Origin of the sequence: Psychrobacter proteolyticus, from assembly GCF_038155145.1 — a bacterium.
GTDB classification, from domain to species: Bacteria; Pseudomonadota; Gammaproteobacteria; order Pseudomonadales; family Moraxellaceae; genus Psychrobacter; species Psychrobacter proteolyticus_B.
Genome location: NZ_JBAKAY010000005.1, coordinates 270366 through 285129, shown reverse-complemented (window position 1 = coordinate 285129; position 14764 = coordinate 270366). Strand labels below are relative to the sequence as shown.

General features: G+C 42.9%; 12 protein-coding genes. 10 read left to right on the top strand and 2 right to left on the bottom strand.

The features are described from left to right. The first annotated feature begins 1 nt into the window (after window position 1). The 10 genes from V6252_RS08545 (at window position 2) to V6252_RS08500 (ending at window position 11550) form a co-directional block, all read left to right on the top strand. Entirely contained in the window at window positions 2–673 is a 672-nt protein-coding gene (locus V6252_RS08545; RefSeq protein ID WP_057762168.1) for an NADH:ubiquinone reductase (Na(+)-transporting) subunit D, read from the top strand. Next, window positions 673–1281, top strand: a complete 609-nt coding sequence (nqrE, locus tag V6252_RS08540) for an NADH:ubiquinone reductase (Na(+)-transporting) subunit E (RefSeq protein WP_011281361.1) — start codon at window positions 673–675, stop codon at window positions 1279–1281. Before V6252_RS08545 ends, nqrE begins: the two co-directional genes overlap by 1 nt. A gap of 122 nt (window positions 1282–1403) precedes the next feature. Then, window positions 1404–2639 (top strand): NADH:ubiquinone reductase (Na(+)-transporting) subunit F, encoded by a 1236-nt coding sequence (gene nqrF / locus V6252_RS08535; protein ID WP_102078341.1) that lies wholly within the window; start codon window positions 1404–1406, stop codon window positions 2637–2639. A gap of 176 nt (window positions 2640–2815) precedes the next feature. Beyond that, entirely contained in the window at window positions 2816–3616 is an 801-nt protein-coding gene (locus V6252_RS08530; protein ID WP_341610082.1) for an SDR family NAD(P)-dependent oxidoreductase, read from the top strand. Between the two features lie 123 nt (window positions 3617–3739). Continuing rightward, a complete protein-coding gene (locus V6252_RS08525) occupies window positions 3740–4906 on the top strand; it encodes an FAD:protein FMN transferase (RefSeq protein ID WP_341610081.1) in 1167 nt (388 codons plus the stop codon). A 200-nt stretch (window positions 4907–5106) separates the two neighbouring features. Beyond that, window positions 5107–5352 carry a (Na+)-NQR maturation NqrM gene (gene nqrM, locus V6252_RS08520; protein ID WP_057762175.1) on the top strand — a complete coding sequence of 82 codons (246 nt, stop codon included), beginning with the start codon at window positions 5107–5109 and terminating at the stop codon, window positions 5350–5352. Window positions 5353–5748: 396 nt separating this feature from the next. Further along, window positions 5749–6981, top strand: coding sequence for a CynX/NimT family MFS transporter (locus V6252_RS08515; RefSeq protein ID WP_341610080.1), 1233 nt, complete (start codon window positions 5749–5751; stop codon window positions 6979–6981). Window positions 6982–7292: 311 nt separating this feature from the next. Then, on the top strand, window positions 7293–8156 hold the full coding sequence (locus tag V6252_RS08510; protein WP_341610079.1) for an arylesterase: 864 nt from the start codon (window positions 7293–7295) through the stop codon (window positions 8154–8156). A gap of 12 nt (window positions 8157–8168) precedes the next feature. Continuing rightward, complete coding sequence (locus V6252_RS08505; RefSeq protein WP_341610078.1) at window positions 8169–8888, top strand: ABC transporter ATP-binding protein; 720 nt, start codon at window positions 8169–8171, stop codon at window positions 8886–8888. A 19-nt stretch (window positions 8889–8907) separates the two neighbouring features. Further along, window positions 8908–11550, top strand: coding sequence for an ABC transporter permease (locus tag V6252_RS08500; protein WP_341610077.1), 2643 nt, complete (start codon window positions 8908–8910; stop codon window positions 11548–11550). Window positions 11551–11683: 133 nt separating this feature from the next. On the opposite strand, the gene V6252_RS08495 is transcribed toward V6252_RS08500, so the two are convergent. After that, on the bottom strand, window positions 11684–12814 hold the full coding sequence (locus V6252_RS08495; RefSeq protein ID WP_341610076.1) for an HNH endonuclease: 1131 nt from the start codon (window positions 12812–12814) through the stop codon (window positions 11684–11686). After that, window positions 12807–14300, bottom strand: a complete 1494-nt coding sequence (gene dcm, locus V6252_RS08490) for a DNA (cytosine-5-)-methyltransferase (RefSeq protein ID WP_341610075.1) — start codon at window positions 14298–14300, stop codon at window positions 12807–12809. The genes V6252_RS08495 and dcm overlap by 8 nt, the downstream gene beginning before the upstream one ends. Window positions 14301–14764: the final 464 nt, after the last annotated feature.

The window sequence follows — 14764 nt, the reverse complement described above, 5'->3', positions numbered from 1 at the left end:
CATGGCTGACACTAAAAGCATTTTAACCACGCCTATCTTTGATAATAACCCTATTGCCCTACAGATCCTTGGTATCTGTTCGGCATTGGCTGTTACCACCAGCATGGCTAACGCTATGGTCATGTGTGTGGCATTGACCTTGGTAACGGCATTTTCAAGCTTCTTTATCTCAATTATCCGTAAGCAGATTCCATCAAGCATTCGTATCATCGTACAGATGACGATTATTGCTTCATTGGTTATCTTGGTTGATCAGGTACTAAAAGCAGTTGCTTATGACGTCAGTAAAGGTTTGTCAGTTTTCGTTGGTTTGATTATCACTAACTGTATCGTTATGGGCCGTGCTGAAGCATTTGCTATGAGCAACCCACCAATTCCAAGCTTTTTAGATGGTATTGGTAACGGTCTTGGTTACTCAGCAGTACTACTATTCGTTGCAACTATCCGTGAGCTATTGGGTGCTGGTACTTGGTTCGGTATTACGATTCTACAGCCAGTCACTGATGGCGGTTGGTACATACCAAACGGTCTATTACTGTTACCACCATCAGCGTTCTTTATCATTGGTTTGTTCATCGCTGTTGTCCGTATCTGGAAACCAGAACAAGTTGAAGAAGCTGAGTTTGTAATGAAGCCGCAGTCTAAAGGCATGGCACATGGAGGCGGTCACTAATGGGACATTATGTTAGTTTATTTATAACCTCAGTCTTTATTGAGAACATGGCGCTTGCCTACTTCTTAGGCATGTGTACTTTTTTGGCCGTATCCAAAAAAGTCTCTACAGCGATTGGTCTAGGTGTTGCGGTTGTTGTCGTGATGGCAATTACCGTTCCACTAAACAATTTACTATTCCAGTTCATCCTAAAAGATGGTGCGCTGGCATGGGCAGGGTTCCCTGATATCGACTTGAGCTTCTTAGGATTGCTAAGTTATATCGGTTTGATTGCAGCCACCGTACAGATCCTAGAGATGTTTTTGGACAAGTTTGTACCGAGTCTATATAACGCGCTTGGGGTATTCTTACCACTAATCACCGTAAACTGTGCCATCTTAGGTGGTGTACTATTTATGGTTGAGCGTGACTATAACTTTGGTGAATCTGTTGTCTATGGTGTGGGTGCAGGCTTCGGTTGGGCACTTGCTATTACAGCATTGGCGGGTATCCGTGAAAAGCTAAAATACTCAGATATTCCAGCACCGCTGCGTGGTCTTGGTATTACTTTTATCACGGTTGGTCTTATGTCGCTCGGCTTTATGTCGTTCGGTGGTATGTCCATCTAAACCGCTAAGCTCAAAGCTTTCATTAGCTATTTGACTTATTTAATTCATTTATTCGGTAGAGGTTTGGGTACAGCATAGATTATGCCCTCACACCCCTACCCCATAGATTAAGGATACCTACCATGGATTACGCTACGGCGATTGGTGGCGTTGCTATGTTTACCTTGATCATCATGGGCCTTGTCGCTATTATTTTGGCGGCGCGCTCAAGACTGGTCAGTTCAGGCGATGTCACTATCCATATTAATGATAATCCCGATAATGATGTTGTGACACCAGCTGGCGGCAAACTACTACAAACGCTAGCGGGCGAAGGTATATTTTTATCTTCAGCTTGTGGTGGTGGTGGTACTTGTGCGCAGTGTCGTTGCCGCGTTATTGAAGGTGGTGGTTCTATTTTGCCCACCGAAGAAGGCTATTTTACCCAAGGTGAAATCCGCAATCACATGCGCTTAGCTTGTCAGGTAGCTGTTAAGCAAGACATGAAAATTGAGATTGATCCTGAGTTCTTTGATGTACAGAAATGGGAATGTGAAGTTATCTCTAACGATAACGTTGCCACTTTCATTAAAGAGCTGGTACTAAAAATTCCAGAAGGCGAAGAAGTAAACTTCCGTGCTGGTGGTTATGTACAGTTGGAAGCGCCACCGCATGAAGTGCACTACAAAGACTTTGTGGTTGATGAAGAATATAGAGAAGACTGGGAAAAATTCGGTATCTTCAACTATGTCTCAAAAGTTGATGAGCCTGTTATCCGTGCTTACTCAATGGCCAACTATCCTGAAGAGAAAGGCCTCATCAAATTTAACATCCGTATCGCAAGTCCACCGCCACGTGGTCCTGACGGTATTCCACCAGGCAAAATGTCTTCATGGGTATTTAGCTTAGTACCTGGTGACAAAGTGACAGTTTCAGGTCCTTATGGTGAATTCTTTGCTAAGAAGACCGAAGCTGAAATGATCTTTGTTGGTGGTGGTGCTGGTATGGCCCCAATGCGCTCACATATCTTTGATCAGCTTAAACGTTTGAATACTGATCGTAAGATTAGCTTCTGGTACGGAGCACGTTCTATTCGTGAGATGTTCTACGTTGAAGACTATGATCAGCTAGAAGAAGAGTTCGATAACTTTGAGTGGCATGTTGCACTGTCTGACCCATTACCAGAAGATAACTGGGAAGGTCCAACAGGCTTTATCCATAACGTATTGCTCGAAAACTATCTGAAAGATCATCCAAACCCAGAAGACTGTGAATACTACATGTGTGGGCCACCGATGATGAACGCTGCCGTAATCGACATGCTACACAGCATGGGCGTGGAAGACGAAAACATCATGCTTGATGATTTCGGTGGTTAAGTTAGATAATTAATCTAGCAAAGTAAGTTTAAGAATATAAAAAAGAGTCTCAATTGAGGCTCTTTTTTTGTGCGATTTTTACACATAGTCGTGGCTTCGTAGGCTACAAATCTAGCTAGTAGAATCGCTTTATTATCCTATATGATGGACTATCTAAACATTGAGAAAGGACTCTTATGAAAACGAAATACAAAGATTTGACCATTTGGATTACCGGAGCTTCTAGTGGTATTGGACAAGCATTAGCCGTTGCGTTCGCCAAACGCGGCGCTAGGATTATTCTAAGTGGACGTGACAGTGATAAGTTAGAGGTGGTCAAAAACAGCTGCAAACGCGCTAACAAACATATTGTCGTTCCTTTTGATATCAGTGATGCCAACCAAGCCAAAGAAGCTTATGACACTGCTAAAGCTCAGGCAGGAAAAATCGACTGGCTCATCAATAACGCTGGTATCAGTCAGCGTTCACTCATCATGGACACAGCTGAAGAAGTTGAGCGTCAAATCATGGAAATAGATTACTTTGCTCAGACGCGTCTTACCAGGCTTGCGTTGCCTGACATGATCGCACAAGGCGGTGGTAAAGTCGTGATGGTTTCAAGTGTGGCAGGCCTATTGGGTACACAATATCGAGGTGCTTATGGGGCAGCCAAAGCAGCGCTGCATATGTGGGCAAACAGTTTGCGAGCTGAGCTACATGACCAAGGTATCGAAGTAGCCACGATATTCCCCGGGTTTATCCAGACTAATATCTCTATCAATGCGTTGACTGGCGATGGTAGCGCACAAGGTACGATGGATGAAGCGACTAATAACGGGCTAACTGCGACTGATTTTGCCAAACAAGTCGTGAAGGCACTCACCAAGGGAGAGGAATATATTATCGTCGCTGGTCGGAAAGAAAAACTGGCCACACGGGTCAACCGCGTCTCTCCGCCAAAACTCTATAAACTCATACGTGAGTCACAAGTAAAATAATCCGCTCAACCGAACGAATTGTCGCTGAATGGTGCCTTCATTAGTATTTTGGGGTTCAAGGGGTGTAAAATAAGCGTGGCTTGTTTTACACCCTACTCATTTCTACGCCATACCGAAAATATTATGAAAAACACTATATCCAGCTTATCTTCCAAAAAATCTCTACACCTTACCTTAGTAAGCGTCGTTGGTCTTGCCAGTACTTTAGGGCTCAGCGCTTGCCAGCAAACCCCAGACTATAACTATCTGATCGGTGAGACGATGGGTACGAGCTATCATATTAGCTATCAGTTGCCTGATGATGCGGACGAAGCCGCCATACAAGCTGCGGTAGACGAGCGCCTAAAACAAATTAACGATAGCATGTCTACTTATCAAAACGACTCGACGATATCTACATTCAATCGTTTGGGCAAAGACAAACCTATCACTATTGATGCTGATTTTAGTCGTGTGCTAGACGTATCACAAATTGTCTATCAGCAGTCTGGCGGTGCTTTTGACCCTACTGTTATGCCACTCGTAAACACATGGGGCTTTGGGAGTACCATGACGGTCGAGCGTCTACAAAGTCCACCGACAGCCATTGAGATTGCGCAAGCAAAAGCATTAGTCGATTTTGAGAGCATCATAAAGAAAGACGACACCATATATAAAACCAAAGATGGCGTTGGTTTAGATTTTTCTGCCGTTGCCAAAGGTTATGGCGTCGATGTCATTGCTGATGTGCTGAGAGAGGATTACCAAATTCGTAACTATATGGTTGAGATCGGTGGTGAGATTGCCACCTCTGGTGTGAATAACCAGCAGCAGCCATGGCAAATTGCGATTGACGCCCCTATTGAAGGCAGCACGGTCAGCGAACGTCAGACCATATCTGCTATTCGCCAACCGAAAAACACGGCTAGTCAGATGCATCTAGCGACCTCTGGTAACTATCGTAACTCTGTCATATTCGATGGCAAACGCTATAGCCATACTATCGATCCGACAACGGGTAACCCTATTGCAGGCGGTGCACCTTCAGTCACTGTCGCAGCTGATTCGGTTGCATTGGCAGATGCGTGGGCAACTGCCCTTACCGCGATGCCTTATCACAAGGCACTAAACGTCGCTAAAACCCAAAATCTAGCGGCCATGTTCGTGGTACTAGCTGACGATGTAAAAGCAAAGAGTTCTGACGATATGTTCAACGAAGCTGCTGACGAAGCTACTGATGATAACATTGACGATTGGCAGGTGGTACAGACACCAGCGATGAAAGCATTACGTGCTGATAAAAAGCTCTAAACGCTCTCCAAACTCTAGACGGCACACTCTAAAAGCCATTAGTAAGTGATAGATGTGAAACAAGAGAATACGTTAACGCACAACGAGCTGCACTAAAATTTGCTATACTATTATACAGTTGTTATTAACGGTGCTTAGCTGTCATGAACTTAGACAACAGTACTAATAACTGCCCTATTTTTTAAAATGAGGTTTCCTCTATGCTTAGCCAACTGCTTCCTATGCTTGCCATTACTTTCACCGTATTTGTCCTATTCTTCATTTTTATGGGCGTCGGTTATATGGTCAAAAAAAAGCCGCTTAGAGGATCTTGTGGCGGTGTTGCCAAATTGATGGGCGACGAAAATTGCTCGTTTTGCGGCAATGATCCCAATAAGTGCGATTCATTAATCGCTGAACAGCAAGAGAATGCATTGAGAGCTGCTCAATTGGGTAAATCGGTTTAATAGCCTATTGGTTACCATACGCTGGTAGCATTTACCTGACATATGTTCTTATAATAGCGTCAAGTCATTCAAAAGTGACTTGGCGCTATTTTTATTGTGCGATAAGACTGCTTATTTGAGATTCCTTATTATCGCCATCTCTTATCATCACGATTCTAAAGCCTTAACTCGAAGTAACCACACATACATTTTGACTAACTTGCCTGCCAATTTAGCAAAGTCAGTTAAGCAAATTGTATGTCTTACGCGCTACATATATTTTTCGGTCTCATTTAAGATATCGATTACCGTTTAGGTACGTGTCTGGGTAAATGCTCTCTGGTGTTATTTTATAAGCGGCAATTGCTTGACGCTGTTTAATAACGTGTTATTTTTCGCTGTCATCGTTGTGCTGCTATGTCTACCTCGTCCAATCTATCTGCTTCATCTAGCCTGCCCTCCTCACGCTTTACCTTTTGGTTGGTGCTGTGTGCCATGATTCTGCTAGCCACCAATATGCGTGCGCCTATCGTCGCGCTAGGTTCTATCGCTCCAGTGGTAAAGGACGCGCTTGATATCTCTGAGTTTCAGATAGGCTGGCTAGGAGCAGTTCCTATGCTTAGCTTTGCCGTTGGTGCGCTGATTTCCCCAACCATTGGCAAGCGATTCGGGTTAGAAAACACATTGCTTGCCATGATTGGGCTATTGACGGTAGGGATGATTATCCGTACCGCTATCCCGACGTGGAGTGGGTTTTTAATTGGTACTTTGTTGCTGACTTTGGCTATCGGCTTTGCTAATACGTTAGCAGCCCCTGTCATTAAGCAGCGTACCCCGCAACATATTCCGTTGATTACTGGTCTGTTTAGTCTAACGATGACCACAGCAGCAGGTATCGTCGCAGGCGTCGTATTACCGCTATCGGAGCAAGTTGGTTGGCAGTGGGCATTAGGTGGTTGGACGATACTGGGTGTTTTTGCCTTTGTCATCTGGCTATTTTTACGTGTGCGTTTGGGCTCATCAAACCATCAAACGGTTATCCCTACAGCTTTGGGCACCTCTGACATTTCGATGTGGCGAACTACCTTTGCGTGGCAGATTGCTATTTTTATGGGATTGCAGTCATTATTGTTTTATACCGTTGCCAGTTTTTTACCGTCGATTTGGGTTAGTAAGGGACTATCTGCCGTCAGTGCTGGACAGATGGGCTCTGTATTTCAGTTTATGGCACCAGTTTCTATATTAAGTTTAACTTGGTTGGTCAATCGTGGCCGCCCTATTCAAGCGCTAGCCGTGTTCGCCGCTGTGCTAAATGTCGTTGGTATATTGGGTGTCAGTTATCTATCGACTGACTTGGCATGGTTATGGTCAGGCATGATGGGCATGGGCTGTTCAGCGATTTTTACCTTAAGCATGATGCTGTTCTCTATGCGTACTTATACGACCAATCAGGCAAGTGAGCTGTCTGGTATGGCTCAAGCAGTGGGTTATGTCATTGCGTTTTTTGGACCATTGGGTACAGGCTGGCTGCATGAAATGACTGGGAGCTGGAGTATGCCGCTTCTTATTATGCTGATACTGATGATTGTCAACGTCATGATTGCTTGGCTTGTTAGTCGTCCAGTGATGGTCGATGGCAAATCTATTTGATTGCTATCAGCTTTCATTTCTATCAGTTTTTATGGTCTACAAGGCTATGATTGCTAACGCGCAATAAAGCGGCCTTAAATTAACCTTAGGGCAATATAGGTCACTGTCTTATTTTGCTATAGTCAGTTCAATATAATTTCAATACTTAATATAAGCTGGATACTCAATATAATCCGGATAAAAGGACGGCGTGTGAAAGTACTACCAATAGTAGACTGAACGAGCCTGACGATTTATCTGACTGATACTGTATCTGGTTTAGATAGGATTTGACTATACACTGGTTTGATTGCATATAGGACATAACACCCATGATGAAACTCCCCTCTCGTTTTGCTCAGCGCTTGTCTGCTATTGCCATGCTTGCAGCTGTAATTGCTATCAGTGGCTGTCAAAAAGAAGCTGAAACCACATCTGCTACTGACACGCAGAGTACCAGTATTGAAGCGACTAACAGTCAAGCCAGCACTGCTCCAGTAGCCACTGAAACCGCGGCCTCAACTGATCAACAGGTCAAATCCTCATCACTTACTATTCTAGCACTTGGTGACTCACTGACAGAAGGTCTGGGAGTGGACAAAGATGACAACTATCCTGCTCAGTTAGAAGATCGTCTACAAGAGATGGGCTATACTAATGCCAAGGTTATCAACTCAGGTCTAAGCGGTGAAACCAGTACGGGATTGGTCAATCGATTGGACTGGGTATCGCAAACCAAACCCGACATCACTATCTTGACTATCGGTGCTAACGATGCGATACGCGGTATCGATGTAGCAACCATTGAAGCCAATATTCGTACTGCGGTTAAGCACCTGCAAGACAATGGCAGTGTCGTCATCTTAGGCGGTATGTCGATCTATGACAATCTAGGCAGTGAATACGTGGCGGCATTCTCAGACATTTATCCACGTGTTGCTAAAGACATGAACCTGACGCTTATCCCATTTTTCTTAGAGGGTGTCGGCGGTGACCGAGAGCTCAACCAAGCGGATGCGATTCATCCGACTAAAGAAGGCTACGAGATTATCGTTAATAACAATATCCTGCCTATTCTAGAGCCGAAATTAAATGAACTAGAAGAGCTAAAAGAGTTAAAAACAACCGATACCGATAATACAGCTACAACGGCTCAAGACGACACGACAAAAAATAAGACAAACGAGACTACTTAACGAGATACTGTAATGACATCATCATCTTTGACTGCCACAGCAACGCCACAAGCAGACGCTAAGACACAAGCACTACTGACCGCCTCACAGTTAAATAAAACCGTGCAAGTCGGTGAGCAAAAACTGTCCATCATTAAAGACGTGGATATCTACGTTAATGCTGGCGAGTTTGTGGTCATCATGGGTAAATCAGGCTCGGGTAAATCTACTTTGTTAGGTTTACTCGCAGCATTAGACTATCCCGATAGTGGTACGGTGTCGCTGGCAGGTCAAATGCTTAGCAGTCTTGACGAGGATGCGCTAGCCGTCATTCGTCAGCAGGATATGGGCTTTGTCTTTCAGTCATTTCATCTACTGCCCACACTGACGGTCACTGAAAATATAGCCTTTCCACTTGATATTGCCAGACGTCCAAACCCAGCACGGGTAGACGAGCTGATAGATGCAGTCGACTTAGGTCATAGACGTAACAGCTTACCCAATCAGCTGTCAGGTGGTGAGCAGCAGCGTACAGCAGTAGCACGTGCGCTAGTATCGCACCCAAAGATTGTGTTTGCGGATGAGCCAACGGGTAACTTAGATGAGCAAAATGCCGATCAAGTGATGCAGCTGCTATTGGACTTACGCCAACAAGTTGGCTCGGCACTGGTGGTTGTGACTCATGATCCTGCACTTGCCGAGATGGCAGATCGCGTCATCACCATGCATGACGGCCACATTGTACCTACATGAATAACTGGATTGTATCTTAATGAATAGTAAGCCCACAGACAATAAACCGCCTGATACAAAAAAGACTGATACCAGTATGCATCAAGAGTCCAGTTATCCTAGCGGCATCCTTAGTCAACTATTTACTCGTACCCTAGGTTTTCAAACCCTAGGCTCGCAAGCACTCAGTCGTAGCTGGTGGCAGCGCTGGGTATATCCTGTGTTGTTTCTACTGACCTTGACCTTGTCGCTTGCAACCTACCTGACCCTCGACTCTGTGCAGCAGTCTGTCGATAGCTATATCAATGACAATCAGCGCGCGCTCGTTGGTGGGGATCTAATCCTAAACAGTAAGCAAGACTGGCCAAGCGAAGTATTATCACAGGTAGAAACTATCCCTAATACACAGACGGTGTATGACTATCAATTTAGCGCCATGCTGGTCAATGATGAGCAAACACTGCTTGCCAGCGTCAAAGCCGTCTCTCCGTCGTATCCCTTATACGGCACAGCGGAGCTTGCCTCAGGGCAGCCGCTGTGGGATCAGCTAACATCTGACAGTGTGATCGTCGCGCCAGAAGTGCTCAGTAGTCTACAGGCCGATGTCGGCGACCGTATCACCATTGGCGATGCGCAATTTACGATCAGTGATGTACTGACTAAAGAGCCTGACCGTCCGCTGACCACCTTTGGTTTCGGTGGACGTGTGTTGATGAAACAAGATGCACTTCCGTCAACCAACCTATTGGGTCAACGTAGCCGCATAAACTATCGTATTGAGATGGCAGGCGACCCAGAGCTGATAACCACGCAGCGTGACAAGCTCACAGATATCCTGACCAATTATCCTGATATCGAGCTCTCTGATGCAGAGTCCGCAGACACTTCTGTCTCGCGTATCTCTGATAATGTGCTAATGTTTTTAAAACTGCTAGTCATCGCGGTGTTGCTACTATCTGCTGTCGCCATGTACGGTGTCATTAGTGCGTTTGTCAGCAAGCAGCAGTCAAATAACGCCATTCGATTGGCGTTAGGCGAGCCACTTAGCTCACTCAAACGTAGCTACTATCAATTGCTTATTGTCACGACTGTCATTGCTTGTATCGCAGCGGTTGCCCTTAGTCTGGGCTTGCTCAAAATAGGTCAGCCGTATCTGGTGGCTATCTTGCCTGCCGATGTGGGTCTAGCCATCAATCCAATCAGTGCGATTAAAACCATTGTGATTGCTTTAGCCTTGACGTTACTGATTGCACAGCGTGGTTTGAGCGCGCTTAGCACAACCAAACCCGCTACCCTACTCAATCAAGGGGCGAGTACGCAAACACAAAACTTGCCTTGGTATCGACGCGTGCCGCTACTGTGGTATGGCTTGGTGCTGGCAGGGCTGTATGCTTTCTTTGCTTATGAAGTGGGTTCGCTGTCATTAGGCGCACAGTTATTGGGCGGCTTGATTGGCTTTGTGGCGATATTTTGGCTATTGGCACGTGGGTGGCTCTGGCTGCTTAACAAGTTGGCAAGTAATACCAAGGTCAGTTGGATGCAGCGTATCGCCATTCATAATCTGGCGCGTAAAGGCAACCAATCAGCGTTATTCTTTGTCACCTTATCACTATCGGTGGCGGTGCTGACGCTTATCACCACACTCAATCACAGTATCAATGCGCAGTTTATCAACGCCTATCCTGAAGACGCGCCCAATCTTTTTTTACTTGATGTGCAGAGCGATCAGCATGACGATATTGATGCGATCATTGAGGCGCCTGTCACTTATTATCCCGTCATTCGTGCGCGTGTAGAGACGGCAAATGATGTGGCGGCAAAAGATATCGAGCCTGCTGATGGCTTTGATGATCCCACGCGAGTGTTTAACTTAAGCTACGCAGATACGGTGATGGATACCGAGTACATCACTGAATCTCTCACAGACGATGCGCTGTATACGCCTATCGATAATGCCGATCAGCAAGTCAAACCCTTATCTATATTGGACACTGCCGCCAGTATGCTCAATGTTGGCATGGGCGATCAGGTACGTTTTAACATTCAAGGTATCGAAATCGTCGGGCAGATCACCAGTATTCGCACGCGCTATGAGCGTGGCCCAAGTCCGTATTTTTACTTCTTATTTGAGCCGTCTGTCCTGTCCGCTGCCCCGCAGATTCAGTTTGCTACTGCGCACGTATCAGAAGATGCCATTCCAGAACTACAAGGCAAACTGGTGCGCGAGTTCCCTGCTGTCACTACGATTGATGGGACTGCTATTGCGAAGCAAATCCAAGAACTGGTGGTACAAATGAGCCGCTTGGTCTATGTGTTTACCTTGCTTGCCCTGCTCACTGGGGTCATGGTGCTGATCAGCTCGCTACTGTCTACTTCGCAAGATCGCATGAAGGACAGCGCGTCGTTTAGACTGCTCGGTATGCAAAAGCGTGACTTGTATATGCTCAATATCTTAGAGCTGGGTGTGCTTGGTATTAGCGCGGCGACCTTTGCCGTCGTCATCGCTAGCGTTGGCGCATGGGCAGCTATCACGCAATGGTTTAATCTAAAGTTTAGTGTGCCGTGGACGAGCTTGGCGATTGGCGGTGTGGCATTAATCGTATTGCTGTTTGCCATTGCCATTATTTATGTGAGATTGGTGATTGGACGCGGGATTATGGCTAGGGTAAGGGCGATGATTTAGACGTATTGGATTTTGGCTTCATATAGAAAAACCCCTTAATAGGGGTTTTTTTAATTCGCTATCATTTATCAGGCTAAGCAACGTTGGTTTTGCAATAATGTGTATCTCATCCATAGAATGACTGATCGTATATTTAGAGTAAGTCCGCAATATTGTCTTGGAACACATTTTGTCTATGGTACTCTAGATAAGATTCTCTGTCTTCAGGATAAATTCTAAGTTTATTCTTAGCGTTTGGATTTATGTTTAACTGCTCCCAAGTATAGGGACTTAATTGAGTCCCACAAACTAATTCTCCAGTATCAGTAAAGGTTATATACCCTTGATCAAACAGTTTATCGTAAGTGGGCGATAACGCTAATCCGTTTAGGTGGTCTATCGCTTGTTCTCTTTCATTATTTCGCATGCATACTATATAGGGCTTAATGTGACTTGCAATAAGTAATCTTTCATCTGTAATCTTTGTAAAAGGACATTGAGGCATATGGTTAATAACAGCTCTTCTGTATTTATCTGCACCGATTCTATAAATAGATTTTTTTGCACTCTGCTCTTCCAAATTTTCAACAATTAGGTCTTTAGAAATTTCTTCAGATACCATTTTGGGATGTTGGAAGTTTCTAAACTGATAATCCAAAAGGATTCTAAAATAAAATAAAGGTTCTGAGTTTGGATTATCTTTCGGTACTAACTTGAGTATGGACAAATAACTGATACTTGGTAATATCAACTCCCTCCATAATTTCCATATTAGATCATCAGATCGGATATACCCTCTGTTTTGTTTTTGAGATAGGCTATCAGATGCGTCGTATATGCTAAAGAAAATTTTTTCATTCTCAAGGCCTTCGACTTTTTCTACCCTCTCATTGTAATATTCACTAATATCATTATGATAGTGCTGCTCTTGCGCAAAATACTCTGTTTTAGCATCCTCTAAATATCTTCTCATATTCTCTTTACTAAAAAAACATCTGTTTTCACTAATTACACCGTCGTGTGCTTTTGCAGAGTCGAACGTTTTACGGTTGTTTTTTGGATCACTATATTCAAGACCCCATTTATCGTAATTAAAAAAATTAGATATCCTTAGCTTGTTTTCACCATTATAAGTACCTACATGCTTTTTAGCCTCTCCATTACCTTGAAATCTAGATAGTTTGTTCTTTTTATCAATAAAGCTATCTTCTGCTCGAAAATTCTGCATAGCATCGATAATTTTGTATACCGTATTTGAAATTTTTATTTCTTGTAAATTAGCCATGAGATGGTTCCGTAAATTTTGTTATGTCCATTTCTTTCAATAAAGCAATGAGTACATCAACCACAATACTGTTGCCTGCCTGACGATACATCTGAGTATCACTAACCACTTGTTCAAAATCATCTCTGTAACCCATAAGCCTTAAACACTCTTTAGGCGTCAATTTTCTAATTCTACCTTTATTATGAGTCACGTAGTTATCAACACCTGCTCTATGCATTTTATGCATAGACTGTAACAAAGGTCTTGCCACCTCCAAATCAGTCTTAACCTTCGATTTAAAGTTTTTAGTTCCTTCTGATAGAACATATTTTTTTACTTTATCGGAAAGATAGTATTTCTCTTCAACATCATTTACGTCAAAAACGAATTCATCGTACTGTTGCTTATCTTGATTCTCAAAAACAAAGTCACCATGCCAATTAAACTGTTGATTAGCTTTTTGACACAGTGCGATATCACCGTTAATTTGAGTATACCTTTTCTGCCTATTTTTAGAACTAGTAACGAACTTCACTCCTTTTTCTTTCAAATAATACTTACTATCCGTATAGTCTTCAAGAAAGTCTTGCATCTTATATTCTAGTTGAATAGGTTCAGGAAAACAAAAATCAACTGTTTTGTCTTTAAATCCTATAACAAATATTCTTTCCCGATGCTGAGGCATACCATAATCCTTAGCATTTAATACTTGATAATAATATTTATAGCCTAACTCATCAAAAGTTGCTTTCATAGTTTCAAATGTATTACCTTTATCATGGCTAATCAAACCTTTAACATTCTCATAAATGAAAACCTTAGGTTTTGACTCTTTGACAACACGTGCAAACTCATAAAATAAAGTACCTCTCGTGTCCTCTAGACCCTTTCGTTTTCCGACCATAGAGAATGACTGACAAGGACTACCACCAACGAGGATATCTATTTTTTCTTGATACTTTTCTCCGTTCACATCATGTACATCGTCATACCACTGTTCTTCATTAATGTCATAATTTGCTAAATAACTTTGCTTTACGAATCTATCATTATCACTAGCAAATACAATTTCTGTATTTAGACCAAGCCTTTTAAATGCATACTCAATTGCCCCAATTCCTGAAAAAAGAGTGGCTACACGGATTGTCCTTTTAGGGTGAACAAAGGCTTTGTCAGTCCATTTATCTTGGAAATTAAGCGTTTGCTGTATTGTATCTTTAGAGTTTAGATGACTACGAACTAACTTAAGTACATCTTCATAGTGTGGATAGTCTTGTAATTCTTGCAATATTTTAGAGGAGATATAGTAATCAAGTAATTCTTTATGATTTGTATCTAACACTTCAGCGAGTTTCGGTATTAGGTCAGATGATAAACCTCTTTCTTCTTTTTCAATCTTACTTAACATTGAAGTATTTAGATTTAATTCAGTTGCTACCTGTCTTAAAGGAAGCCCTAAACCTTCTCTCTTTTTCTTAACAAAACTTCCAAATATTGTATTCATTCTTGTATACCATTTACTGTCCATAATTTTGGACTATTTTTGTACAAAAACATGGAATTGTCAATCAAAATTCATGGTTTTAGGGTTAAAAGATGGAACTCTTCTCAAACATTTTTAGAGTAGTTTAAATGTATAACTATTAAGTCTTTACTTAGCTAGCAATAGCCGCGTTGGTAAGCGCTCTAGTTCTAATTGAAGCGATAGCTTATTAGATTGTATCATTTACAACACCTTGCTAATCAGAAAACTATAGATAGCTCTTACATGAGGGCAAAGTAGGTTTTCACTAAAACTTTAAACCAAAACGCCTTCTATTCACCTAGAAGGTTTTTTTACTTCACAACCTGTATAGACATATAAGTTAATATCTACCCCGCACTTTGCTTATTTTATAGCCCTCATTTGCTATACTAGCCCAACTTTATCGGTTAAATACCCACTTATAACACCCTCCCAAACAGCAT

Bases quoted from the DNA above. Each gene is read 5' to 3' on its own strand.
- V6252_RS08545 (WP_057762168.1), top strand. From the start codon at position 2: ATGGCTGACACTAAAAGCATTTTAACCACGCCTATCTTTGATAATAAC.
- nqrE (WP_011281361.1), top strand. From the start codon at position 673: ATGGGACATTATGTTAGTTTATTTATAACCTCAGTCTTTATTGAGAAC.
- nqrF (WP_102078341.1), top strand. From the start codon at position 1,404: ATGGATTACGCTACGGCGATTGGTGGCGTTGCTATGTTTACCTTGATC.
- V6252_RS08530 (WP_341610082.1), top strand. From the start codon at position 2,816: ATGAAAACGAAATACAAAGATTTGACCATTTGGATTACCGGAGCTTCT.
- V6252_RS08525 (WP_341610081.1), top strand. From the start codon at position 3,740: ATGAAAAACACTATATCCAGCTTATCTTCCAAAAAATCTCTACACCTT.
- nqrM (WP_057762175.1), top strand. From the start codon at position 5,107: ATGCTTAGCCAACTGCTTCCTATGCTTGCCATTACTTTCACCGTATTT.
- V6252_RS08515 (WP_341610080.1), top strand. From the start codon at position 5,749: ATGTCTACCTCGTCCAATCTATCTGCTTCATCTAGCCTGCCCTCCTCA.
- V6252_RS08510 (WP_341610079.1), top strand. From the start codon at position 7,293: ATGATGAAACTCCCCTCTCGTTTTGCTCAGCGCTTGTCTGCTATTGCC.
- V6252_RS08505 (WP_341610078.1), top strand. From the start codon at position 8,169: ATGACATCATCATCTTTGACTGCCACAGCAACGCCACAAGCAGACGCT.
- V6252_RS08500 (WP_341610077.1), top strand. From the start codon at position 8,908: ATGAATAGTAAGCCCACAGACAATAAACCGCCTGATACAAAAAAGACT.
- V6252_RS08495 (WP_341610076.1), bottom strand. From the start codon at position 12,814: ATGGCTAATTTACAAGAAATAAAAATTTCAAATACGGTATACAAAATT.
- dcm (WP_341610075.1), bottom strand. From the start codon at position 14,300: ATGAATACAATATTTGGAAGTTTTGTTAAGAAAAAGAGAGAAGGTTTA.